Annotated in this window: 21 protein-coding genes; 8 read left to right on the top strand and 13 right to left on the bottom strand. The window is 68.8% G+C overall.

Going from position 1 to position 22749, the window contains the following annotated elements:
• Positions 1–287: 287 nt before the first annotated feature.
• Positions 288–1583, bottom strand: coding sequence for a serine hydroxymethyltransferase (glyA, locus tag JWS13_RS11870; protein WP_206005703.1), 1296 nt, complete (start codon positions 1581–1583; stop codon positions 288–290).
• A 66-nt stretch (positions 1584–1649) separates the two neighbouring features.
• On the bottom strand, positions 1650–2870 hold the full coding sequence (locus JWS13_RS11875; RefSeq protein WP_206005704.1) for a DUF885 domain-containing protein: 1221 nt from the start codon (positions 2868–2870) through the stop codon (positions 1650–1652).
• A 169-nt stretch (positions 2871–3039) separates the two neighbouring features.
• Here JWS13_RS11875 and coaA point away from each other — a divergent pair, with 169 nt between their 5' ends.
• The gene (gene coaA, locus JWS13_RS11880; RefSeq protein WP_124389424.1) at positions 3040–3972 is read left to right on the top strand and encodes a type I pantothenate kinase; all 933 of its coding nucleotides are present in this window, start codon (positions 3040–3042) and stop codon (positions 3970–3972) included.
• A gap of 41 nt (positions 3973–4013) precedes the next feature.
• Here the strand turns inward: coaA and JWS13_RS11885 are convergent, their stop codons facing one another.
• Positions 4014–4781: an isoprenyl transferase gene (locus JWS13_RS11885; protein ID WP_124389423.1), complete on the bottom strand. Its 768-nt coding sequence runs from the start codon at positions 4779–4781 to the stop codon at positions 4014–4016.
• Between the two features lie 161 nt (positions 4782–4942).
• Between JWS13_RS11885 and trhA the strand changes: the two genes are divergently transcribed.
• On the top strand, positions 4943–5611 hold the full coding sequence (trhA, locus tag JWS13_RS11890; RefSeq protein ID WP_124389422.1) for a PAQR family membrane homeostasis protein TrhA: 669 nt from the start codon (positions 4943–4945) through the stop codon (positions 5609–5611).
• A gap of 6 nt (positions 5612–5617) precedes the next feature.
• On the opposite strand, the gene JWS13_RS11895 is transcribed toward trhA, so the two are convergent.
• The 3 genes from JWS13_RS11895 to mca are packed head-to-tail and all read right to left on the bottom strand — an operon-like array spanning position 5618 to position 8846.
• Positions 5618–7633: a thioredoxin domain-containing protein gene (locus tag JWS13_RS11895; RefSeq protein ID WP_206005705.1), complete on the bottom strand. Its 2016-nt coding sequence runs from the start codon at positions 7631–7633 to the stop codon at positions 5618–5620.
• Positions 7634–7650: 17 nt separating this feature from the next.
• Complete coding sequence (locus JWS13_RS11900; protein ID WP_206005706.1) at positions 7651–7971, bottom strand: hypothetical protein; 321 nt, start codon at positions 7969–7971, stop codon at positions 7651–7653.
• Positions 7968–8846, bottom strand: coding sequence for a mycothiol conjugate amidase Mca (gene mca / locus JWS13_RS11905; protein WP_087555983.1), 879 nt, complete (start codon positions 8844–8846; stop codon positions 7968–7970). Before mca ends, JWS13_RS11900 begins: the two co-directional genes overlap by 4 nt.
• Positions 8847–9036: 190 nt before the next feature.
• Between mca and JWS13_RS11910 the strand changes: the two genes are divergently transcribed.
• Both JWS13_RS11910 and greA read left to right on the top strand, forming a co-directional pair.
• Positions 9037–9462 carry a DUF4307 domain-containing protein gene (locus JWS13_RS11910; protein WP_206005707.1) on the top strand — a complete coding sequence of 142 codons (426 nt, stop codon included), beginning with the start codon at positions 9037–9039 and terminating at the stop codon, positions 9460–9462.
• Between the two features lie 225 nt (positions 9463–9687).
• The gene (greA, locus tag JWS13_RS11915; RefSeq protein WP_005238978.1) at positions 9688–10182 is read left to right on the top strand and encodes a transcription elongation factor GreA; all 495 of its coding nucleotides are present in this window, start codon (positions 9688–9690) and stop codon (positions 10180–10182) included.
• Positions 10183–10262: 80 nt separating this feature from the next.
• Here greA and JWS13_RS11920 read toward each other — a convergent pair whose 3' ends face one another.
• Both JWS13_RS11920 and JWS13_RS11925 read right to left on the bottom strand, forming a co-directional pair.
• On the bottom strand, positions 10263–11612 hold the full coding sequence (locus JWS13_RS11920; protein WP_206005708.1) for a bifunctional lytic transglycosylase/C40 family peptidase: 1350 nt from the start codon (positions 11610–11612) through the stop codon (positions 10263–10265).
• 146 nt (positions 11613–11758) lie between these two features.
• Positions 11759–13651 (bottom strand): YecA family protein, encoded by a 1893-nt coding sequence (locus tag JWS13_RS11925; protein WP_206005709.1) that lies wholly within the window; start codon positions 13649–13651, stop codon positions 11759–11761.
• 120 nt (positions 13652–13771) lie between these two features.
• Here JWS13_RS11925 and JWS13_RS11930 point away from each other — a divergent pair, with 120 nt between their 5' ends.
• Positions 13772–13963 (top strand): hypothetical protein, encoded by a 192-nt coding sequence (locus tag JWS13_RS11930; RefSeq protein WP_009479096.1) that lies wholly within the window; start codon positions 13772–13774, stop codon positions 13961–13963.
• A 25-nt stretch (positions 13964–13988) separates the two neighbouring features.
• Positions 13989–14759, top strand: a complete 771-nt coding sequence (locus JWS13_RS11935) for an FAD:protein FMN transferase (RefSeq protein WP_206005710.1) — start codon at positions 13989–13991, stop codon at positions 14757–14759.
• An 8-nt stretch (positions 14760–14767) separates the two neighbouring features.
• Here the strand turns inward: JWS13_RS11935 and ilvA are convergent, their stop codons facing one another.
• The 4 genes from ilvA to JWS13_RS11955 form a co-directional block, all read right to left on the bottom strand.
• A complete protein-coding gene (ilvA, locus tag JWS13_RS11940; RefSeq protein WP_206005711.1) occupies positions 14768–16000 on the bottom strand; it encodes a threonine ammonia-lyase in 1233 nt (410 codons plus the stop codon).
• A gap of 72 nt (positions 16001–16072) precedes the next feature.
• The gene (locus tag JWS13_RS11945; RefSeq protein ID WP_206005712.1) at positions 16073–17245 is read right to left on the bottom strand and encodes a cystathionine gamma-synthase; all 1173 of its coding nucleotides are present in this window, start codon (positions 17243–17245) and stop codon (positions 16073–16075) included.
• A 20-nt stretch (positions 17246–17265) separates the two neighbouring features.
• Complete coding sequence (locus JWS13_RS11950) at positions 17266–17799, bottom strand: hypothetical protein (RefSeq protein ID WP_206005713.1); 534 nt, start codon at positions 17797–17799, stop codon at positions 17266–17268.
• 104 nt (positions 17800–17903) lie between these two features.
• Entirely contained in the window at positions 17904–19289 is a 1386-nt protein-coding gene (locus tag JWS13_RS11955; RefSeq protein ID WP_124389412.1) for a cystathionine beta-synthase, read from the bottom strand.
• Positions 19290–19424: 135 nt separating this feature from the next.
• On the opposite strand from JWS13_RS11955, the gene JWS13_RS11960 reads away from it, so the two are divergent.
• Together JWS13_RS11960 and JWS13_RS11965 are read left to right on the top strand one after the other, a co-directional pair.
• Positions 19425–20447: an SGNH/GDSL hydrolase family protein gene (locus JWS13_RS11960; RefSeq protein WP_206005714.1), complete on the top strand. Its 1023-nt coding sequence runs from the start codon at positions 19425–19427 to the stop codon at positions 20445–20447.
• Between the two features lie 107 nt (positions 20448–20554).
• Complete coding sequence (locus JWS13_RS11965; protein ID WP_206005715.1) at positions 20555–21772, top strand: acetyl-CoA C-acetyltransferase; 1218 nt, start codon at positions 20555–20557, stop codon at positions 21770–21772.
• Between the two features lie 118 nt (positions 21773–21890).
• Here the strand turns inward: JWS13_RS11965 and JWS13_RS11970 are convergent, their stop codons facing one another.
• Entirely contained in the window at positions 21891–22745 is an 855-nt protein-coding gene (locus JWS13_RS11970) for a Bax inhibitor-1/YccA family protein (RefSeq protein WP_206005716.1), read from the bottom strand.
• Positions 22746–22749 lie beyond the last annotated feature (4 nt).

Genomic DNA, 22749 nt, shown 5'->3' on the forward strand with positions numbered 1-22749 from the left:
CACCCGCGCAAACTCGGTTCGCTGGACCGGTCCGTCCCTGGTGTGTCACCACACGAGGGCCGGGCGCCGGCCCCCTCGCACTGAGTGTGTCAGCCACGATCAGGACCTCCCGTACAAGCAACTTCCCCGCTGCCTGTTACCCCCGACGGTACTGCCAAACACGCCGATCGGCTGACCGAGCGGCGGGCGTGTCGGTGAACAACTGGTTACACGGAGAAGGCGCTTCGCGCCCGTGCGTGGTTGACGAGTCTCTGCACTCGTCAACCACGCACGGGCGGCGGAGCCGCCTAGATCAGGCGCCAGTCCTCGAGACCCTCGTACAGCGGGAAGTCGGCGGCGAGCTTCGACACGCGGGCCTTCAGCGTCTCGACGTCGGACGCACCGGCGAGCGCGGTGCCGATGATGTCGGCGACCTCGGTGAACTGCTCGTCGCCGAATCCGCGGGACGCGAGCGCGGCGGTGCCGATCCGGAGGCCGGACGTGACCATCGGCGGGCGCGGGTCGAACGGCACGGCGTTGCGGTTGACGGTGATGCCGACCTCGTGGAGGAGGTCCTCACCCTGCTGGCCGTCGAGCTGCGAGTTGCGCAGGTCGACGAGCACGAGGTGCACGTCGGTGCCGCCGGTGAGGACGCTGACGCCCTTGTCCACGACGTCCGAGCCGGTCAGGCGCTCGGCGAGGATCTTCGCGCCGCTGAGGGTGCGCTGCTGACGGTCCTTGAACTCCTCGGTGCCCGCGATCTTCAGGGAGACGGCCTTGGCGGCGATGGCATGCATCAGCGGCCCGCCCTGCTGGCCGGGGAACACGGCGGAGTTGAGCTTCTTCGCCCACTCCTGCTTGGCGAGGATCAGACCGGAACGGGGTCCGCCGAGCGTCTTGTGGACTGTGCTGGACACGACGTCGGCGTAGGGCACGGGCGACGGGTGGAGCCCGGCCGCGACCAGGCCGGCGAAGTGCGCCATGTCGACCCACAGGTACGCGCCGACCTCGTCGGCGATGGACCGGAACGCGGCGAAGTCCTCGTGCCGCGGGTACGCGGACCAGCCGGCGACGATGACCTTCGGCTGCGCGGCGACGGCGATCTTGCGGACCTCGTCCATGTCGATGCGGTGGTCTTCCTTGCTGACCCCGTACGACTCGACGTCGTAGAGCTTGCCGGAGAAGTTCAGCTTCATGCCGTGCGTGAGGTGACCGCCGTGCGCCAGGTCGAGACCGAGGAGCTTCTCACCCGGGTTCATCAGGGCCATCAGGACCGCTGCGTTGGCCTGCGCGCCGGAGTGCGGCTGGACGTTCGCGAAGTCGGCGCCGAACAGTTCCTTCGCCCGGGTGCGGGCGAGGTCCTCGACGATGTCGACGTGCTCGCAGCCGCCGTAGTACCGGCGTCCCGGGTACCCTTCGGCGTACTTGTTGGTGAGGACGCTGCCCTGAGCCTGGAGGACGGCGCGGGGAACGAAGTTCTCCGACGCGATCATCTCCAGCGTGTCGCGCTGACGGGCCAGCTCACCTGCCATGGCCTGGGCGACTTCGGGGTCGAGTTCGGCGAGGGGGGCCGTGTTGACGTCGGTACCGGGCACAGCGGTCATCGAGGAATCTCCAAGCTGGATGCGGAAACGAATGCTCCCAGTCTACGAACTACCCGTGAGGACTTCCTAACCGCCCGCGGTGAGGTATCCCTCACCGGCACGCAGGACGCTGGGAACGAGCGGCTCGTCGAGCAGGCGGCGGAACCGTTCCGACCGCTCGGCGCCGACCGGCACCTCCGCCAGCCAGCCGCCGAGCAGTCGGTACCCCTCCACGTAGGTGCTGGTGTACGCCCGCCACAGCGGTGAGGACAGGAAGCGCAGCGACTGCCGGGCCCGCTCGGGGGTCGACAGACTCCACCGCTGCAGGAACGCCGCGACGTCGTCGTGGCTGCGGCCCTCGTCGTGCAGCATCATTGCCGCGTCCTGCCGCACCCCGAGCAGCTGTCCGGACGCCCCGGACAGGCGTTGCGCCTGCTCACCGTCGAATCGCAGCCCGAGGTCGGCGTAGATTTCCTGCGCCCACAGCCCCCAGTCGGACCCGACGATCGCTTCGAGCGCGAGGTCGGCGAGGCCCTCGGCCATCAGGCACTGCGGGGTGTTGACGACGAACAGCGTCTGCTCGAGTTGTCCCGCGCCGACGAGTCCGGCTTCCTTCCGGCAGTGCTCGGTGTGGTGACCGGGGTACGACTCGTGCGCGATCAGCCGCGGCAGGTTCGCCATGTGCTGCTCGAGGTCGGAGTTGATCGCGACCTTCGAGCGGTAGTCGCCGAGGTAGTAGTTGAACCCGGACCACGGCTTGTCGCCCACCACCTCGTACTCCACCACCTCGGACTCGGGCAGCGCGTAGTGCTGCCGCACCAGGTCGCGCAGGGCGCTCGAGAAGGCGTCGACGCATTCCTGCAACCGGTCGGCGGGAATCGCGTCCTTCGCCCGGTGGACCCTGATGCGCTCGGCCAGCGGTCCCGGGCCGGGCAGCACGGCGTCCATCTTCCGGTGCGCCTCCCGGTACTGCTCCTCGTCGCCGCGTTCGATGCGGACGTCGAAGTACGCCTCGACCTCGTCGACGAAGCCGACGTCGTCACCCGCGAATTTGCGCCCCGAGCATTCGAGGGCGCGCAGGTGGACGTCGAGGAATCGGGTCCGTTCCTCGGACAGTCCCGTCGACGGCAACTCCGCGCGGAGGTTCGCCGCCGTGCGGGCGAGGACCCGCGGATCGGGCTTCGGGGCGTTCTCCACCTGCCTGCGCAGCGCGGGATCGCCGGTGTACGCGTCGACGAATCCTTCCTCCAGCCGGTCGAAACCCAGCCCGAGCAGCAAGTATTCGCGAACGAACGAATCGGATTCCATGCCGTCCGACCTTAGTCGCAGACACGTCTGCCTGACCCGCCGACAGCGCAGCCTGTGGCACCAAGCACAATCCGACTATGCAACCGCTACTCGCCAGCGCGACGACGACGGCAGAGATTCTGGGCATGGACCGCTCACTCCCCCGTGTACCCGAGTGTGAGCGGAACTGATGGCGCGGACGAGCGAGTCCAGTCCGTACGTCGAATTCGACCGGAAACAGTGGCGCACACTGCGTAAGTCGACGCCGCTCGTCCTCACCGAGGAAGAGCTGTACGGACTGCGGGGTCTCGGCGAGCAGATCGACCTCGAAGAGGTCGCGGAGGTCTACCTGCCGCTGTCGCGTCTCATCCACCTGCAGGTGGCGGCCCGGCAGAGACTGTTCGCCGCGACCGCGACGTTCCTCGGCGAAAAGCATCCCGACCAGCAGGTGCCGTTCGTGATCGGCGTCGCAGGCAGCGTGGCGGTCGGCAAGTCCACCACGGCGCGTGTCCTGCAGGCGCTCCTCGCGCGCTGGGAGCACCATCCGCGGGTCGACCTGGTGACGACGGACGGCTTCCTGTACCCGACGGCCGAGTTGAACCGCCGCGGAATCATGCACCGCAAGGGCTTTCCCGAGAGTTACGACCGCCGCAAGCTGCTGCGCTTCGTCACCGAGGTGAAGTCGGGGGCCGAAGAAGTGGCCGCACCGGTCTATTCGCACATCTCGTATGACATCATCCCCGGTCAGTACCATCTGATCCGGCAGCCGGACATCCTCATCATCGAGGGTCTCAACGTGCTGCAGACCGGGCCCCGGCTGATGGTGTCGGACCTGTTCGACTTCTCGATCTACGTCGACGGCCGGATCGAGGACATCGAGAACTGGTACATCCAGCGATTTCTCGCGCTCCGGAAGACGTCGTTCTCCGACCCCGACGCGCATTTCCACCACTACGCCGGACTGTCCGACCGGGACGCGACGTCTGCCGCGCAGGAGATCTGGCACAACATCAACCGGCCGAATCTGGTGGAGAACATCCTGCCGACGCGGCCGCGCGCGACGCTCGTGCTCCGCAAAGATGCCAATCATTCGATCAACCGGCTGCGCCTGCGCAAGCTGTAGGTGAGTGGCGAAGTGTGTTCCGGCACGCTTCGCCGCTCACGTCAGACGCCGAAGCGGCGGTGCCGGGCGGCGTAGTCGCGCAGCGCCCGCAGGAAGTCGACGCGGCGGAACTCCGGCCAGTACGCCTCCGTGAACCAGATCTCGGAGTACGCGCTCTGCCACAGCAGGAACCCCGACAGCCGCTGCTCCCCCGACGTGCGGATCACGAGGTCGGGGTCGGGCTGGCCGGATGTGTAGAGGTGGCCGTCGATGCCGTCGATGGTGATCGATTTCACGAGTTCGTCGCCCGCCAGTCCGGCGAGGAGTTTCTCGCTGAGCAGCGACTGCACGGCGTCGGCGATCTCCTGGCGCCCGCCGTAGCCGATCGCGACGTTGACGTGGGTGCCGGTGCGACCCTCGGTTCCGGCGGCCGCGTCCCGCAGACGACGAGACTGTTCGGCGGGCAGGAGGTCGAGGGCGCCGACGATCTTGACGCTCCAGTTCTTGTCCGGTCCGGAGATCTCCTCGACGACGTCGGTGATTATCTCGAGCAGGGTGTCGAGTTCCTCGGGGTCGCGGCGCAGGTTCTCGGTGGACAGCAGGTAGATGGTGGCCATCTCGATGCCCGCGGCGTCGCACCAGCCGAGCATCTCGGAGATCTTGAGGGCGCCCATGCGGTGGCCGTGGCTGACGTCCTCGAAGCCGTTCTCCCGGGCCCACCGCCGGTTGCCGTCGCACATCACGGCTATGTGCCGGGGGTGCTGTAGACCGTCGAGCCGCTTCAGTAGCCGACGCTCGTAGATGCTGTACAGCAGTCCTCGCGCACTCACCTGGAGATCACCATGACAGGCAAGACTACGCCGCGGCCGTAGGTGATCCGCGACGGCCGTCACACAGCGCACGACTTCCTGCTACCGACGGGTACGCTCTCACCACAAGCTAACCTACGGTTGCGTAGGTTAGCGCCACGCACAGTGAGAAGAGGTGTTCAGTGACCGCTTTCGGCCTCGACGAACTACCCGTCAAGCCCCGACTGCGAGGGTGGATCCACCTGTGGGCGTTCGGCGTCTCCGTCATCGCCGGCCTCGTCCTCGTCACGCTGTCGGGCACCCAGGTGTCCGGGGAAGCGGCGCTCGCCACCGCCGTCTACAGCCTCACGGTGTGCGGTGTGTTCGGGGTCAGCGCCACCTACCACCGCATCCACTGGAACACCGTCGCGGCCCGCACATGGATGAAGCGCGCGGACCATTCGATGATCTTCCTGTTCATCGCGGGCAGTTACACCCCGTTCGCGGTGCTGGGGCTGCCGCCCGACACGGGCCGGACGCTGCTGATAGTCGTGTGGGCGGGGGCACTCGCCGGGGTCGCGCTGAAGATGCTGTGGCCGACGGCGCCGCGCTGGGTCGGGGTGCCGCTGTACCTGCTGCTCGGCTGGGCCATCGTCCCGGTGGCACCCGAACTGACGCACGAGGTCGGGGTCCTCCCGATGCTGCTGTTGCTGATCGGCGGCATCCTGTACTCGGTCGGGGCGATCCTCTACGCCACCAAGTGGCCCAATCCGTGGCCCACCACGTTCGGGCATCACGAGTTCTTCCACGCCGCCACCGTCATCGCGGCGCTGTGCCACTACATCGCCGTGTGGCTGGTGGTGTTCCGGTAGGCCGGACTACCGGCTCAACGCGGCGGCGAGATCCTCGGTCGTCGAGACCGGGCGGTCGCACACGAACCCGCGGCACACGTACGCCGCCGACGCACCGCCGACCAGCGGCCGGTCGGCGAGCAGCGGCGACGAGTCCGGTTCGCCGCCGACCACGACGGCACCGCCGGGAGCGAGTCTGCGCGCCTCCCGCAGCAGCGCGGAATCGCCGTCGGTGGCCACCGCCACCTGGATCGGGCCGCGCACCGAGGCCTCGGCCACCGCGAGCCAGTGCCCGGCCGATCGCGGCGCGCGCTCCAGCAGTAGCGCCACCCGGTCGAATGATGCGGCGGCCGCGGCCGCGTACCGGCCCGAGGCGTCCGCGTCGGCCACCGCGGCCGCGGTGAGCAGCGCCTCCGCCAGGCACGACGCCCCGGACGGCGTCGCACCGTCGACCGGGTCGCGGGGACGGGTCACGAGGGTTTCGGCGTCGTCGGCGGTGTCGAACCAGCTGCCGGGACGCTCGTCGTCGGCGAAATGGATCAGTGCGCGGTCGAGCAGCGACTGCGCGTGCGCCAGCCATTCGGTGCCGCCGGTCGCCTGATACAACGCGAGCAGCCCCGTCGCCAGGCACGCGTAGTCCTCGAGCACCCCGGCCGACTCGCCCACCGACGTTCCCAGGGACGCCCGCCGCAGGCGACCGTCCACGACGTGCAGGTCCAGCACCGCGCGCGCACACACGGCGGCGGCGTCCACCCAATCCGGTCTGCCGAGACCGGCGCCGGCCTCGGCCAGTGCGGTGATCGCGAGGCCGTTCCAGGCGGTGACCACCTTGTCGTCGCGGCCCGGCTGCGGCCGCGTCGCGCGACGGGCGAGCAGTGTGTCCCGGATCCGGTGCCAACGGTCCCAGTCGTCCGGGTCGCGCGGGAGTTGCAGCACCGACGCGCCGGCCTCGAACGTCCCGTCCGAGGTCACCGCGAACACCCGGGCCGCCCACTCGCCGTCGTCCGGCCCGAGGACCTCGGCGAGCTGTTCCGGGGTCCACACGTACGTGAGCCCCTCGACGCCCTCGGTGTCGGCGTCGAGGGCGGACGCGAACGAACCGTTTTCCGTGCGCAGGTCGCGCAGCAGGAACTCGACGGTCTCCTCGGTGACGCGGACGGCCAGATCCGAGCCCGTGCGCCTGCCCAGGTGCGCGTAGGCGCGCAGCAGCTGGGCGTTGTCGTAGAGCATCTTCTCGAAGTGCGGCACCACCCACGCGGCGTCGACCGAATAGCGGGCGAAACCGCCGCCGAGCTGGTCGAAGATGCCGCCGCGCGCCATCGCCGACGCCGTCCGCGTCACAACGCCGAGTACGTCGGCGTCACCGGACCGCTCGTACGTGCGCAGCAGGCCTTCCATCAGCGCGGACGGCGGGAACTTGGGGGCTCCCCCGAACCCGCCGCGTTCGGCGTCCTCGTCGCGCAGCACGGTCCCGGCGGCAGCGTCCAGCAGGGCCGCGGTCACCCGGACGTCACCCTCGGGGACGCCGCCGGCTCCGCGCCGCAGTTCCGCGACCACCGAGGCGGCCGCGTCGTCGACGTCGCCGCGGCGGTCCCGCCACGTGTCGGCGATGGCCCCCAGCAGCTGGGTGAACGACGGCATCCCGCCGCGCGGTTCGGCCGGATAGTAGGTGCCGCAGTAGAACGGGGCCCCGTCCGGGGTGAGGAAACACGTCATCGGCCAGCCGCCCTGGCCGGTCATCGCGACCGTGGCGTTCATGTATACGGCGTCGAGGTCGGGACGCTCCTCACGGTCGACCTTGACGCACACGAAATGCTCGTTCATCAGTGACGCCACCGACTCGTCCTCGAAGGACTCGTGGGCCATGACGTGGCACCAGTGGCATGCCGAGTATCCGATCGACAGCAGGATCGGGACGTCCCGTTCCCGCGCCCACTCGGTCGCCTCGGGACCCCACTGTTGCCAGTGCACCGGGTTGTCGGCGTGCTGCCGCAGATAGGGGCTCGTGGACCCACCGAGCGTGTTGTGTTCGCGTGGGTCCATGTCCAGCTCCTGTTCGACTACTTCTGCAGGTTCGGCGGAGTGTCCGTGGGCTTCGGCGGTTCGGTCTTGCCCGCGCCGCCGCCGTGGATCGCGCCGCGGTCGGTGCCCTCGTCCACTTCCTGGTCCGGTTCGGGGTGTTCCGGCTCGAACGTCTCGGGCAGGTTCTTGAGCTTCTTGTTCATCGACCGCACCAGCAGCACCACGCCCGCGAGCAGCGCGAGAATGACGACGAGGCCGATGGGCGACGCCTTGCCGAACTCGGGACCGGACGGGGTGCTCGGCGTCTGCGCCAGGATGTCCACCGCGCCGGCCACGATGTTCACCGTCAACGCATTCACTGCTGTCCGTCCTCGTGGATGCCCGCGAACAGATCGCTCTCCGGGATGGAGGTCGTGACCCGCGTCTTGGCGAGCTCGAATTCCTCGGTCGGCCAGATCTTCTGCTGGATCTCGAGCGGAACCGCAAAGAACGAGCCGTTCGGGTCGATCTGCGTCGCGTGGGCGCGCAACGCGTCGTCACGCTGCGGGAAATAATCGCCACACGTGATCTGGGTGGTGACGCGCGCCATCAGGTCACCCTGCTCGGTCTTCCACTTCTTGAGCCACTCGGCCATCGGGAATTCTTCGCCGCGGCGGTCGTACTCCTCCTGGAACTGCAGGAGGCGCTTCCGGATGAAGCCGTGCGAGTAGTAGACCTTCTGCACCTTCCACGGCTCCCCGGCGTCGGGGAACTGCTCCGGGTCGGCGGCGGCCTCGTAGGCGGCCATCGACACCTCGTGGCAGCGGATGTGATCGGGGTGCGGGTAGCCGCCGTTCTCGTCGTACGTGGTCATGACGTGCGGACGGAACTCGCGGATGACGCGCACCAGCGCCTCGGTCGACTCCTCGAGCGGAACGAGCGCGAAGCAACCCTCCGGCAGCGGCGGCTTCGGGTCGCCCTCCGGCAGTCCGGAGTCCACGAATCCCAGCCACTGGTGCTGGACTCCGAGGATGCGGGCGGCCTCGGCCATCTCCTCGATGCGCACCTCGTGGATGCGGTCACGCACCCCGGGCACGTCCATCGCGGGGTTGAGGATGTCGCCGCGTTCACCACCGGTCAACGTCACGACCTTCACTTCGTTGCCCTCTGCGGCGTAACGGGCCGTTGTCGCCGCACCCTTGCTCGACTCGTCGTCGGGATGCGCATGGACGGCCATGAGCCGGAATCCGCTCACGTATTCGTTCACCTCAACTTCGCCAGTAGCCGTTGCCGGCTTGTCCGTGTCGCGCGCTCTCGCCTCCGCCATCGCTGACGGCGCACCGACGCACGTCCTCTATAGTTCCACCCGAGAGTTCCGCTTGCAGCCGTGCCCCCGCTCGAGTGCTGTGAGTTACGTGGAACCGGAGCGGTACGAGAGTTGAGAGATGACGAGAACGCTTCCCCCGGGCCGATACACAGCCGCGGCAAAGCCTGCGCGCCCGAAGCGCTGGCTCGTGTGGGCGCTCTCCGCGGCGGTCGTCGTCGTCGGCGTGATCGTGGCGTTCGTCGCATACAACAAGTTCGCCGTCTCCGAGATCGACAGTGAAGCCACGTCGTTCGATCTGGTGAGTGAGTCACAGCTCGACATCACGTTCACGGTCACCCGGGAGGATCCGTCCCGCGCCGCGGTATGCATCGTCCGCTCCCGCTCCAAGGACGGTTCCGAGACCGGCCGGCGCGAGGTGTACATCGCCGGCGGCGACAGCCAGACGGTGAAAGTCACCGCTCCCGTCTACACGTCGCGCCCCCCTGCGATGGGCGACATCTACGGCTGCAGCCTGGACGTTCCGGCCTATCTGACCGGCGGCTGACACCCGCGCAGCCGAGCGACCGTTCGGGTTATTCGGGGTTTGCGCTCCCCGATCGTGCTAGAATCGCCTGGTACACGGTTCCGTTTGGAACCGTGTATTGCTGCATTGGCGGCAAGGCGGAACACGAACGGCCCCGGCCGTCGAATCCGCCGAGCCGTTGATCACTGCTGTTGCAGTGGTCTGTCGAGGGAGCCCGGCGGCTCCAACTACGAGGGAGTGATCGAGATGACCGAGACCCAGGTGACCTGGCTGACCCAGGAGTCACATGACAGGCTCAAGAGCGAACTCGACCAGCTCATTGCCAATCGTCCGGTCATCGCCGCCGAGATCAACGAGCGTCGCGAAGAGGGCGATCTGAAGGAGAACGGTGGCTACCACGCGGCCCGCGAAGAGCAGGGTCAGCAGGAAGCGCGCATCCGTCAGCTCCAGGAACTGCTGAACAGCGCGAAGGTCGGCGAGGCCCCCACCCAGTCCGGTGTCGCACTGCCCGGTTCCGTGGTGAAGGTCTACTACGACGGCGACGAGAAGGACACCGAGACGTTCCTGATCGCGACCCGCGAAGAGGGTGCACGCGACAACAAGCTCGAGGTGTACTCGCCCAACTCCCCGCTGGGTGGCGCACTGCTCGAGGCGAAGGTCGGCGAGACCCGCGAATACACGCTGCCCAACGGCAGCAGCATGAAGGTGACGCTCGTCAGCGCGGAGCCGTACCACAGCTGATCTCGGATCAACCGCCGAAAACTCCGGTCCGGGCCCAGTGCCCGGGCCGGAGTTTTCTGCATAGAGCCCTGCGGATGTGATCAGAAGACCCGGCGGGCCTTCATGTCGGCGAACACGGGTCCGATGCGCACCACGTCTCCCGTCGTCGGGGCGTGCAGCATCTGTCCGTTTCCGACGTAGATCGCCACGTGACCCGGCCCACCCGACTGCCAGTTTCCGAACAGCAGGTCCCCGGGCCTGGCTTCCGACAGCGGCACCTCCACACCGACATTCCACTGCGTTTCCGACGTGCGGGGCAGTGCGATGCCGGTGGCGGCGTACACGGCGAACGAGGTCAGCCCCGAGCAGTCGAATCCGCCGCCGGACGGTCCGTTGATGTTGCCGCCGCCCCACACGTACGGCAGGCCGATGAACCGCATGGCCGCCTCCACGACGCGGCTCGTGTCACCGGCGGCCGCACCGTAGAAGAACGGCGACAGCATCCGCGCGAACGATTCCTCGAGCGATCGGATGCGTGCGACGTACGGCTGCGTTTCGTGCTCGTAGTCGAACTTGCCGGCGGGCATGCCCCCGGCGGTCCGGACGGCACCTCCACCGGCGTTGTAGGCGGCGATCGTGAGGTCGAGGGTGTCGCCCTTGACCACGCCCTCCTTCTTCCACCCGTCGATCTGCCCGAACAGGTCGCACAGCATCTGACCGGACGCCATCATCGGGTCGGCGACGCCGTTGATATCGACCTTGCCGTCGCCGTCCGCGTCCTTGCCGTACTTGGCCCAGGTGTCGGGCATGAACTGACCGGGGCCGCGGGCACCCGCCCGGGACACCGGCGACGTCGCGCCGTACCGGAACCCGTTCTCGACCGAGTACAGGGCCGCCAGCGTCGGCGGCTTGATGCCCTCGCACAGCGATCCGGCCTTGCGGATCCACGGCGCGAAGACGGCGATGGCGCCGACGGGCGCGAGCGAGACACCCGGAAACCCGGCGGGCACGGACGGGATCAGCGATCCGAGTCCGCTGATGAGCGCCGGCACGCCCGGCAGAGCGGCGAGGCCCCCGATCGCGGTTCCGACGTCGGGGGCACTCATCACGGGCGGCTGGTCGAGCGGGGTGTCCGGCAGGGCCAGCGGCGGAACCGGGGCAGGCGGCGGCGCCGCCTCCAGGGCAGGCGGCGGCGGAATGTAGGGGTCGGTTGCCTGCTTCACGACATCCGAGGCCTGCGCCACCATCTGCTCGGCCTGCGCACGGGCCGGATCCGGGAGGGTCGATATTGCGTCGTTTACCTGTTTCTGAACGTCGGGTGAGGCCTGCTCGACCACCTGAATTGCTTCTGCTGCCTGATCTTTCACCGGCTGCGGTATGTCCGCTCCCTGAACGATGGCCCCCGCTGCGGTGGTGATCGCCACGATGATCGCCGCTGCATCAACTGACATACGTGCGCTCCTCCTCCTCGGTGCACCTAACCGAGTGAGTTCACGTTACGACGGGGCACAGCAGATCCGAGGCGATTCTGCGGGATTGATCCGTTTCCTACCGTGACCTGCGGGATAGCGGCACCCGGCGAATCCTGCCGACTCGATCACCCAGTCACCGGCACGAATCGCTCGCTGAGGATCTCGACCAGGTACGCCGGATCCGTGGTCTCGTCGTCCAACGCCGCGAGGAGTGACGCGCGCCGAGCCTGCGAGATCGGTTCGATTCCCCCGAAGATCTGCCACGTGTCGCCCGCCGGGACGACGCGCGCACAGATCAGATTCCCGGCGTGCAATTGGTGGCTTCCGGTGACTTCCCTGATGTCGCGCCGGTCGCCGGTGCGCAGGTCCCGCAGTGTCAGACCCGCACCCGGCCGGACCTCCTCCACCTCGTGCAGCGACCGTTCGACTTCCTGCCACTGCCGCGCGAGCGCGAACTCGTCCGGGGGCAGCAGGTCGCCGCGGCACTCGACGAAGTCGGCGAACGCACCGCCCTCGAAGAGTGCGACGTCGGCGACCAGAGGGTCCTCCAACGCTTGGAACAGCGCCGCGTCGCCCACCCAGTTCTCGGAACGGATCTCGGCGTACTCGACGATCTGATCGCGCCAGCCGAGTTCCTGCGCGTGCAACTTCGCCTTCTGGTACAGCCACCCGGCCCGCTCGGACAGGGCATGGTCACCCTTGCCGAGGTGGCACGTCTTGTACTTCCTTCCCGACCCGCACCAGCAGGGATGGTTACGCCCCAGCCCCGGCCGCGGCGTCGGCTGAAAGTATTCGAGCACCGCGTGCAGCGGCTCTGCATCCCCGCCGGCCATCCGGTTCAGCAATGACAGCCCGCGGACGGCATCGCCGCGGTCCGAGGCGAAACGGGCGAGGTCGAAGAGAGCGAGATCGAACGCTCCATCCAGGACGAGAGCGTGTTCGTAGTGTTCTTCGGCCTGTTTCGGGAAGCCCTCCATCTCGGTGGCCCGGCCGGCGATCCACGACGCGGCGGCTTTCACTTCGCGCGGTCCCGACACGAGGAGCCGCTGCGCGGCGAGCAGGAGCACCTCGGGCTCGACGTCCAAGTCGAACAACTCCTGCGCGGCGACTTCCATGACAGCCGGATCGGCGAGGGCCGCGTAGAGCTCCGGCTTGTCGAAGAACCTCGCCTGGATGTCCTGGTTCTCGTCTTCCTCGAGCGCCGTGACCAGCGACACCAGCGCGGCGACGGCCACCGCCGCATCCATCGGCACCCCGAGTTCGTCGGCGTACACGCCGATCATCAGGTCCCGGGCGTAGGCCTCGAAATCGAATCCGCGAACCGCGACGAGTTGCCCGGACCTGTCGAGGCCGGCGGCCTCGACTATGTCCGCCAACGGCAGCGCCGGCGCGGTGAACGCCGCCGGATCGTCGACCAGGAGGTGCCAGACCTCCTCCTCGAGATCGAGCACCGGGCTCTCGCCCAGCCGACGAGTGAGCCGCTGCGCAAGCTCGGGAGCGTCCGCAACCGGCTCGCCGACGAAGTCGAGGCGCACCCCGCTGTCCGAGGCGATCACCGCCAGAAGATCCCCGGGAGAACACTGCGCGAGAGTGCCCCGGGGAAGGACGAGCACCTCCTCGTCCGACCAGCTCGCGCCGACGCCTCCTCTCGCGGCGAGTTCGTCGGCCTCGTCCTCGAAGAACACGACCTCGAAGCCGTCGACGTCAGGCTCCCCGGATGCGAGGTGCATGAGTGCGCCGAAATCGTCCGGCTCCACGACGTCGGCCGCGATCTCCTCCGCGGTGAGGCGGTGCGTGAGGACGCGGCCCGCGAGCAGAACGTCGAGCGCCACCCGTCGGTCGTCGGGAAGAGTTCCGAGAAGCGGCGCGTCGAACTCCTCCACGTAGTCGATCAGGTCGTCGACACCTCCCCAGCCCGAATCCGCAAGCGCGACTGTCAGCTCCCGGTCGGACAGGGGGCCGCGCTCCCGCAGCACACCCAGAGCGGCATCGAGCAGTTCGTCATGGTCCGCGATCACGGATCCGATCGTAGTGACGACTCCGTCACAGCGGTGGCTGTCGGGCACGACTGCGCACTCGGCGCGGAGAGTCAGATTCTTCCCAGGTTGTTCTAAGGTTCGTCGGGGAAGCTGGTCGGCATGAGTGAAGACCGACGGATTTCCCGCCTGCTTCCCGTTCGCCGCGTGTTGGCGGCAGCCGGAATCGCCGGACTGGTCGCCGGTGGCGGTATGGCGGCGGCCGCGGATCCTGCGACCCCCGATTCGACGGTGGCGGCGCCCCTCGTCTCGGCCGGATTCGGCGCACCGGACGCCGTGTCCAGCGGTTCCTGAGATCCCGCAACCGGAGAACCACCACATGACCAGCGCACGTAGCGCAACGGAATGGTCCACCTGGGGTGTGCACGCACGGATCGTCGTCACCGACCCCGACGCCCTGAGCTCGGCGTCGAACCTGATCCGCGGTTACCTCGCGGCCGCCGACGCCGCCGTCAACCGGGACCGCGCCGACGCCGAGATCCGCGGGCTCGACGAGGGCCCGAACACGGTGACCCCGATGTTCGCGCGGTTCCTCACCGACGCCCTTGCCGCGGCGCGCACCACCGACGGCGCCCTCGACCCCACGGTGTCGGCGCCCGCACCCCACTCGTGGCGGTCGATCACCGTCGACGGCACCGAGGTCACGCTCCCCGCCGGGGTGGAACTCGACCTGACGGCCACCGCGCGGGCGAGTTCCGCCGACCACTGCGCGTCGACGACGGCGGAGTTGCTCGGGTGCGGCGTCCTGGTCGCGCTCGGCGGCGACATCGCCACGGCCGGGACCACACCGCCGGGCGGCTGGCAGGTCCAGGTCCAGGATCTGCCGGGCGATCCCACCTGCCAGGTGTCGATCCCGTCCGGTGCGGCCGTCGCGACCGCCAGCACCGTCAAGCCCCTGCACCCCGACTCCGTGTCGTTGTGGCGGACCGTGTCGGTGGTCGCCGGGTCCTGCACCACGGCGCACGCGTCGAGCACGGCGGCGGTCGGGATGGGCGGCGGCGCGGTCGACTGGCTCACCAACCTGGAGTTGCCGGCCCGGCTGGTCGATCAGGAGTTCCGGGTGATCACCCTGGGCGGGTGGCCGAGCTAGGTCCGGCCTTATTCCTGCAGTCGGACCGCGTACCGGGCGTCGCGGAGGGCCTCGAGGAGATCCTGCCGGTGCCCGGGGCCGCGGGTCTCGACGGTGAGGAACACCTCCACCTCGTCGAGCGCGAGCGCGCCGCCGGTGCGGGAGTGGACGACGTCGACGACGCTGGCGCCGTTGCCGCTGATCACGCCGAGGAGACTGACCAGACCACCCGGTCGGTCCGGAATGGTCACGTGCACACCGAGATACCGGCCGGCCGCGCGGAGACCGTGATTGACGACGTGGGTGAGCAGCAACGGGTCGATGTTGCCGCCGGACAGCACCGCGCACACCTTGCCGGTGAGTCCCAGCTCTTCGGTGGAGCAGCTGATCAACGCGGCGACCGCCGCCGCGCCCGCGGGCTCCACGATGAGCTTCGCGCGCTCGAGGCACAGGAGCAGCGCCCGCGACAGTGCGTCCTCACTGACCGTGACGATGGCGTCGACCTGGGAGCCGACGTGAGCGAACGGCACGTCGCCGGGGCGGCCGACCGCGATACCGTCTGCCATGGTCGACATGGTCTCCAGCGGAATCGGGCGACCCTCCGCCAGCGACCGCGGCCAGGCTGCCGCCTGCTCGGCCTGGACGCCGACGATCCGCACGTCGGGCCGCGTGGCCTTCACCGCGGCGGCGATGCCCGCGATCAGGCCACCCCCGCCGGTCGGGACGACGATGGTGCCGACGTCGGGTTCCTGCTCGAGGATCTCGAGTCCGACGGTCCCCTGCCCGGCGACGACGTCGATGTGGTCGAAGGGATGGATGAGGACGGCGCCGGTCTCGTCGGCGTACGCTTTCGCGGCGACGAGCGCGTCGTCCACCGTGTCGCCGGTGAGGTGGACGGTCGCGCCGTACGCCTTGGTGGCGACGAGTTTCGGCAGGGGTGCACCGGTGGGCATGAAGACGGTGGACGCGATGCCCAGTTCGGTGGCCGCCCAGGCCACGCCCTGCGCGTGATTGCCGGCACTGGCCGCCACGACCCCGCCGGCCCGTTCCGCGACCGACAGGTTCGCGATCCGGTTGTATGCACCACGAGGTTTGAAAGATCCTGTGCGCTGCAGATTTTCACACTTCAGCGACACGACGTGCCCGCATCGTTCCGACAGCGCCCGGGACGCGATCACCGGCGTCCGGCGCATGACGGGGTCCAGCAGCTTACGAGCCGCTCTGATCTGATCCAGCGTGACAGGCTCCACGCGGGCCAGCATAGGGCGCTCCGCGCCCCGTGCGTGGTTACCGAGTGCAGAGACTCCCTAACCACGCACGGGCGGCGAAGCCGCCTACTTCAGCGCCTGCTCGATGTCGCCCACCAGATCGGCGGCGTCCTCGATGCCGACGGACAGGCGCACCAGGTCGTCCGGCACCTCGAGGAGCGAACCGGCGGTCGATGCGTGGGTCATGGCGCCCGGGTGCTCGATGAGCGATTCGACGCCGCCGAGCGACTCGGCGAGTGTGAAGATCTCGGTGCGCGAGCAGAAGTCCAGCGCAGCCTGCTTGCCGCCGGCGAGGCGGACCGAGATCATGCCGCCGAAGCGGCGCATCTGCTTCTCCGCGACCTTGTGGCCGGGGTGCGACTCGAGCCCGGGGTAAATGACCTGCGACACCGCGGAGTGCCCGCTGAGCAGTTCGACGACCTTCTCGGCGTTGTCGCTGTGCCGCTCCATGCGCAGCGACAGGGTCTTGATACCGCGGAGGGTGAGGAACGCGTCGAACGGTCCCGGGACCGCGCCGGCACCGTTCTGCAGGAACGCGAACGCCGTGTCGAGTTCTTCGTCGTTGGTGACGAGTGCGCCGCCGACGACGTCGGAGTGCCCGCCGATGTACTTGGTGGTCGAGTGCAGCGCGACGTCGGCGCCGAGTTGCAGCGGCTGCTGCAGGTACGGCGACGCGAACGTGTTGTCGACGACGATCTTCGCGCCGGCTTCGTGCGCGATGTCGGACAGTCCCTCGATGTCACCGATGTTGAGGAGGGGGTTGGTGGGCGTCTCGACCCACACGAGCTTGGTGTTCGGCCGGATGGCCGCCCGGACCGCGTCCACGTCGGACACCGCGGCAGGCGTGTACTCGATGCCCCACTGGGTGAAGACCTTGTCGATCAGGCGGAACGTTCCGCCGTAGGCGTCGTTCGGGATGACGAGGTGGTCACCGGGGCGGAGCGCGGCACGGAGCAGGCAGTCGGTGGCGGCCATGCCCGAGCCGAACGCGCGACCGTACGTGCCCGACTCCAGGGCGGCGAGGTTGGCCTCGAGCGGTCGTCGGGTGGGGTTGCCGGTGCGGGCGTATTCGAACCCGTTCCGCATGCCGCCGACGCCGTCCTGTGCGAACGTCGAACTCGCGTAGATGGGGACGTTGACGGCGCCCGTCTGCGGGTCCGGGTCGAATCCTGCGTGCACGGCCTTGGTGGAGAACCCCTGCCAGCTGATGTTGTCCGCTTTGCTGCGCTGCTCACTCATGGCCCCAGCCTAGTGGGGACCTAATTCTCCAGATACTCCGCGATGGCGAAGGCGACGTCGAGCTTGGTCGCGTCGCTGACGGAGGGGTCGAGCGCGTTGACGATGATGCTGTGCTCCGGTGTGAGCAGGGCCATGGCCACGACGTCGAGGACCACCCCGCCGAACGCGGCGGACCGGGGGTCGGCGACGACGTTCGTCCCGTTCCGCATCTCGACGATGACGGCGGGATCGGTGACCTGAGGCCGGACCGACGCGGTGAGGGTGCTCATCACGTTGGTCGGCCCCTTGGACCACGAGCAGGTCGGGTCGGTCGATCCGGGGAGGACGGCCTCGGTGAGATGCGGCCGGTCCGAGACGAGCCGTCCGAGCGCCTTCGTCAGCGCAGCGCAGTCGGCGGACGCCTCCGAAGGCGACGTGCCCGAGGACACCGATCCGACGTCCGTCGATCCCGGCTGTGCGACGGCGGCACCGTCGATGCTGTTCCCGCATCCGGCGACGGCGAACCCGAGCAGGGCCACCGGGACCACCAGGACACGACGCAGACGAGCACTCACTGTGAACTCCCCCTCACGGACACCGGACCGGCGCCCCGCTGTGCACCGTACGTTCCGTCCGCAGCGGGGACCAGTCTTCTCGCGTCGTGCCCTCGACGTGTCGGCTAGGAGCCGGCGCTGAGGAAACCGAGAAGGTCGTGCCGGGTGATGACGCCCGCGGGCTTTCCGTCGTCGACGACCATCAGCGCGTCGGTGTCGCCGAGCGCCTTGGTGGCGGCCGACACGGGCTCGCCCGAACCGATGAGCGGGAACGGCTTGCTCATGTGCTTCTCGACCGGGTCGGCCAGGTGTGCGCGTCCCTCGAACACGGCGCTGAGCAGGTCGCGCTCGGTGACGCTGCCCGCGACCTCACCGGCCATGACGGGCGGCTCGGCACCGACGACGGGCATCTGGGACACCCCGTACTCGCGGAGGATCTCGATGGCGTCGCGCAGCGTCTCGGACGGGTGGGTGTGGACGAGGTCCGGGAGTTCGCCGGACTTGCCGCGCAGCACGTCGCCGACGGTCTTCTCGTCGGGCTTGCCGTCGAGCGGGGTGCGGAGGAATCCGTAGGACGCCATCCACTTGTCGTTGAAGATCTTCGACAGGTAGCCGCGGCCACCGTCGGGCAGCAGAACGACGATGACGGCGTCGGGGCCCTCACGCTTGGCGACCTCGAGCGCGGCGACGACGGCCATGCCGCAGGAGCCACCGACCAGCAGGCCCTCCTCGCGGGCGAGGCGACGGGTCATCTCGAAGGAGTCGGCGTCGGACACGGCGATGATCTCGTCGGGGATGGACGGGTCGTAGGCGCTGGGCCAGAAGTCCTCGCCCACTCCCTCGACCAGGTACGGACGGCCGGTGCCACCCGAGTACACGGAGCCCTCGGGGTCGGCGCCGATGACCTTGACCTTGCCGCCGGACACCTCCTTGAGGTAGCGGCCGGTGCCGGTGATGGTGCCGCCGGTGCCGACGCCCGCGACGAAGTGGGTGATCTTGCCGTCGGTGTCGGCCCAGATCTCGGGGCCGGTGGTCTCGTAATGGCTCTGCGGGCCGCCCGGGTTGGAGTACTGGTTGGGCTTCCAGCCGCCGGGCAGTTCGCGGGCGAGCCGGTCGGAGACGGTGTAGTAGCTGTCCGGGTGGTCGGGCGCGACCGCGGTGGGGCACACCACGACCTCGGCGCCGTAGGCCTTGAGGACGTTGCGCTTGTCTTCGCTGACCTTGTCGGGGCAGACGAACACGCACTTGTATCCGCGCTTCTGGGCCACCAGCGCGAGGCCGATGCCGGTGTTGCCGGACGTGGGTTCGACGATGGTCCCGCCCGGTTTCAGCTCGCCCGACGCCTCCGCGGCGTCGATCATCTTGACCGCGATGCGGTCCTTCGAGCTTCCACCCGGGTTGAGGTATTCGATCTTGGCTGCAACGGTCCCGTGGTTCTCACCGATGACGGAAGAGAGCTTGACGAGAGGGGTGTTGCCGATCAGGTCGACGACGTGTTCCGCGATGCGCATGCCTCCATGCTCCCAGATGCCCTGATCCGATGCTCACAGACGTCCGGCACGGGGGCCCCGATCCGACTAGATTGGTGCGGACGCAGTCCGCTGGAACCCGTGAGATGAGCACCAGGTAGCGGAAAGGTGAGACCAGTGCCCAAGAGGACCTGGCAGTCCGGAGTGAAGGCCGGCGCCGCGGCTGTCGTGGCAGGTTCGAGTGCAGGCACGCTGTCGTGGGCGGCGTACTCGTATCTGATGTCGCAGGCGACGGCGGCCCGCGGGGTGATCGGCCACAACGTCGCCAAGCCGCCGGAGGCCGACGGCGTCTACTCCCCCGGCGCCGCGGGGCCCGAACGCTGGCTGCGGACCACTCCGTACGACGTCCATCTGATGATCTTCGGCGACTCCACGGCCGCCGGGGTGGGCTGCCTGTCGGCGGAGGAGGTGCCCGGCGTGCAGATCGCGCGGCGCCTCGCCGACGAGACGGGCAAGCGGATCCGGTTGAGCACCAAGGCCATCGGCGGCGCCACGTCCCGCGGGCTCAGCGGGCAGGTGGACGCGATGTTCGTCGCCGGGCCGCCGCCGGACGCCGCGGTGATCCTGGTCGGCGCCAACGATGTGACGAGCAAGAACTCCATCCGGGCGTCGGCGCGCAGGCTCGGCGAGGCCGTCGAACGGCTCCGCGCCCACGACTGCGCCGTCGTCGTCGGAACGTGCCCCGACCTGGGGGTGGTGACGGCGATTCCGCAGCCCCTGCGGACCGTGGTCCGGACCTGGGGGCTGCGACTGGCCCGGGCGCAGGCGGCCGCGACCAGCGCGGCGGGCGGCCACCCGGTGGCACTCGCCGACCTGCTGGCCCCCGAGTTCCTGGCGGCGCCCGACCGGATGTTCTCCTCCGACCACTTCCACCCGTCGGCGGCGGGCTACGAATTGGCGGCCATCCAGATCGTGCCCGTACTCGCGACGGCACTGGGCCTGTGGCACGGCGGCCCCCTGCCCGATCTGCCGGAGGTGTCGGAGGCCGCGGAATCACGCAAGCTGTCGACCCGGATAACGGCCTCGCTGAACCGTTTTCTGTGGCGACACGACGTCCGGCGACGCACACCCGCCCGCCTCGACGAACTCCTCGCGATCGAGGAGGCGTCCGCGCCCGGGACGCGACGGGTCGCTGAGTGAGATGGCGGCGCACCCGGTGCCGCCCGGCAACGTAAGTTGTCGGGAAGGCCACAAAACGGGTGGTCTGAAACACAGTGCAGACACCCGCCGTTGACAAAGGAGTTTTCATGCCCGAGGCAGTCATCGTCTCCGCAGTACGCTCACCGATCGGCCGAGCCATGAAGGGCTCGCTCAAGACCATCCGCCCGGATGACCTGACGACGCAGATGGTGGCCGCGGCGCTGGCGAAGGTCCCCGAACTCGACCCCACCGAGATCGACGACCTGCTCCTCGGCTGCGGCCAGCCCGCCGGGCAGTCGGGCTTCAACATCGCGCGCGTCGTCGCGGTGGAACTGGGTTACGACTTCCTGCCCGGCGTCACCGTCAACCGCTACTGTTCGTCCTCGCTGCAGACCACCCGGATGGCACTGCACGCGATCAAGGCCGGCGAGGGCGACGTGTTCATCTCCGCCGGTGTCGAGTCGGTGTCCAGCTTCGTCACCGGCAACGCCGACGGCCTGCCGAACACCAAGAACACCAGGTTCGCCGACGCCGAGGCGCGCACCGCGAAGCTCGCCGAGGGCGGAGTCGCCTGGACCGACCCGCGTGAGAACGACCAGATTCCCGACGTCTACATCGCCATGGGCCAGACCGCCGAGAACGTCGCTTCGGCCACCGGCATCACCCGCGAGGAGCAGGACCGCTGGGGCGTCCGCTCGCAGAACCGCGCGGAGGAAGCGATCAAGAACGGCTTCTTCGAGCGGGAGATCACCCCGGTCACCCTCCCCGACGGCACCGTCGTCAACACCGACGACGGCCCCCGCGCCGGCACCACCTACGAGGGCATCAGCCAGCTCAAGCCGGTGTTCCGGCCCGACGGCACCGTCACCGCAGGCAACGCGTGCCCCCTCAACGACGGCGCCGCAGCGCTGGTGATCATGTCCGACACGAAGGCGAAGGCCCTCGGCCTGACCCCGCTGGCCCGCATCGTGTCCACCGGTGTGTCCGGCCTGTCGCCCGAGATCATGGGCCTCGGCCCGATCGAGGCCGTCAAGAAGGCACTCGCCATCGCGGGCAAGTCCATCTCCGACATCGACCTGTTCGAGATCAACGAGGCGTTCGCGGTCCAGGTCCTCGGGTCCGCCCGCGAACTGAAGATCGACGAGGACAAGCTGAACATCTCCGGCGGCGCCATCGCCCTCGGCCACCCGTTCGGCATGACCGGCGCCCGCATCACCAACACCCTGCTCAACAACCTCCGCGAGCAGGACAAGACGTTCGGCGTCGAGACGATGTGCGTCGGTGGCGGTCAGGGCATGGCGATGGTCCTCGAGCGCCTGAGTTAGGCGGCTACGCCGCCTGTGCGTGGTTGACGAGTGCAGAGGCTCGTTAACCACTCACGGGCGCGAAGCGCGAAAAGGCCCCGAGAGCGTGAGCTCTCGGGGCCTTTCTGCGCGTTCGTGCCTAGTCGCTGTTGAAGTAGCTCAGCAGTCGCAGGATCTCGACGTACAGCCACACCAGGGTGACGGTGAGGCCGAAGGCGACGCCCCACGCTGCTTTCTCCGGCGCCTGGGCGCGGATCAGTTGGTCGGCGGCGTCGAAGTCCAGCAGGAAGCTGAATGCGGCGATGCCGATGCAGACGAGGCTGAAGATGATCGCCACGGGACCGCCGTCGCGGAGGCCGAGGCCGCCTTCGGTGAAGAAGCTGGCGATCAGGTTGCCGAGGGCGAGGACGACGACACCGATGAGGGCGCCGATGATCATCCGCGTCAGGCGGGGTGTGACCCGGATGGCGCCGGTCTTGTAGACGACGAGCATGCCGAAGAACACGCCGAACGTGCCGAGCACGGCCTGCCCGATGAGCGCCGCACCACCGACTCCGCCGAAGGTGACGTCGGTGAACATGAACGACAGCGCGCCGAGGAACAGGCCCTCCGCGACGGCGTAGGCGAGGACGATGGCCGGGTTGTCCATCTTGCGGCCGAACGTGGCGACGAGGACCAGCACGAGACCGACGAGGCCGCCACCGATGACGAGCGGGGTCGCCAGGTTCGCGTCGTTGCTCACCAGGAAGTAGGAGATGATCGCCGATACCGTGAGCACGCCCAGCGTGACGCCCGTCTTGGTGACGACGTCGTCGATGGTCATCGAACGGTGGTCGGGACCCGTCCGGTAGGGCTCGGCCTGCGTGTACTGCGGCTGACCGAACTGCTGCGTGACCTGCGCGGCGCCGGCCGTCGTAGATCCGAACGAGGCGTATCCGCCGCTGCCCTCTTGTTTGGGCAGGTTGCGGAACACCGGGTTACTGGTGGTGCGCACCGTG

This window comes from Rhodococcus pseudokoreensis, from assembly GCF_017068395.1.
In the GTDB taxonomy this organism is placed as follows: domain Bacteria; phylum Actinomycetota; class Actinomycetes; order Mycobacteriales; family Mycobacteriaceae; genus Rhodococcus_F; species Rhodococcus_F pseudokoreensis.

Bases quoted from the DNA above. Each gene is read 5' to 3' on its own strand.
- glyA (WP_206005703.1), bottom strand. From the start codon at position 1,583: ATGACCGCTGTGCCCGGTACCGACGTCAACACGGCCCCCCTCGCCGAA.
- JWS13_RS11875 (WP_206005704.1), bottom strand. From the start codon at position 2,870: ATGGAATCCGATTCGTTCGTTCGCGAATACTTGCTGCTCGGGCTGGGT.
- coaA (WP_124389424.1), top strand. From the start codon at position 3,040: ATGGCGCGGACGAGCGAGTCCAGTCCGTACGTCGAATTCGACCGGAAA.
- JWS13_RS11895 (WP_206005705.1), bottom strand. From the start codon at position 7,633: ATGGACCCACGCGAACACAACACGCTCGGTGGGTCCACGAGCCCCTAT.
- JWS13_RS11910 (WP_206005707.1), top strand. From the start codon at position 9,037: ATGACGAGAACGCTTCCCCCGGGCCGATACACAGCCGCGGCAAAGCCT.
- greA (WP_005238978.1), top strand. From the start codon at position 9,688: ATGACCGAGACCCAGGTGACCTGGCTGACCCAGGAGTCACATGACAGG.
- JWS13_RS11920 (WP_206005708.1), bottom strand. From the start codon at position 11,612: ATGTCAGTTGATGCAGCGGCGATCATCGTGGCGATCACCACCGCAGCG.
- JWS13_RS11930 (WP_009479096.1), top strand. From the start codon at position 13,772: ATGAGTGAAGACCGACGGATTTCCCGCCTGCTTCCCGTTCGCCGCGTG.
- JWS13_RS11935 (WP_206005710.1), top strand. From the start codon at position 13,989: ATGACCAGCGCACGTAGCGCAACGGAATGGTCCACCTGGGGTGTGCAC.
- ilvA (WP_206005711.1), bottom strand. From the start codon at position 16,000: ATGCTGGCCCGCGTGGAGCCTGTCACGCTGGATCAGATCAGAGCGGCT.
- JWS13_RS11945 (WP_206005712.1), bottom strand. From the start codon at position 17,245: ATGAGTGAGCAGCGCAGCAAAGCGGACAACATCAGCTGGCAGGGGTTC.
- JWS13_RS11955 (WP_124389412.1), bottom strand. From the start codon at position 19,289: ATGCGCATCGCGGAACACGTCGTCGACCTGATCGGCAACACCCCTCTC.
- JWS13_RS11965 (WP_206005715.1), top strand. From the start codon at position 20,555: ATGCCCGAGGCAGTCATCGTCTCCGCAGTACGCTCACCGATCGGCCGA.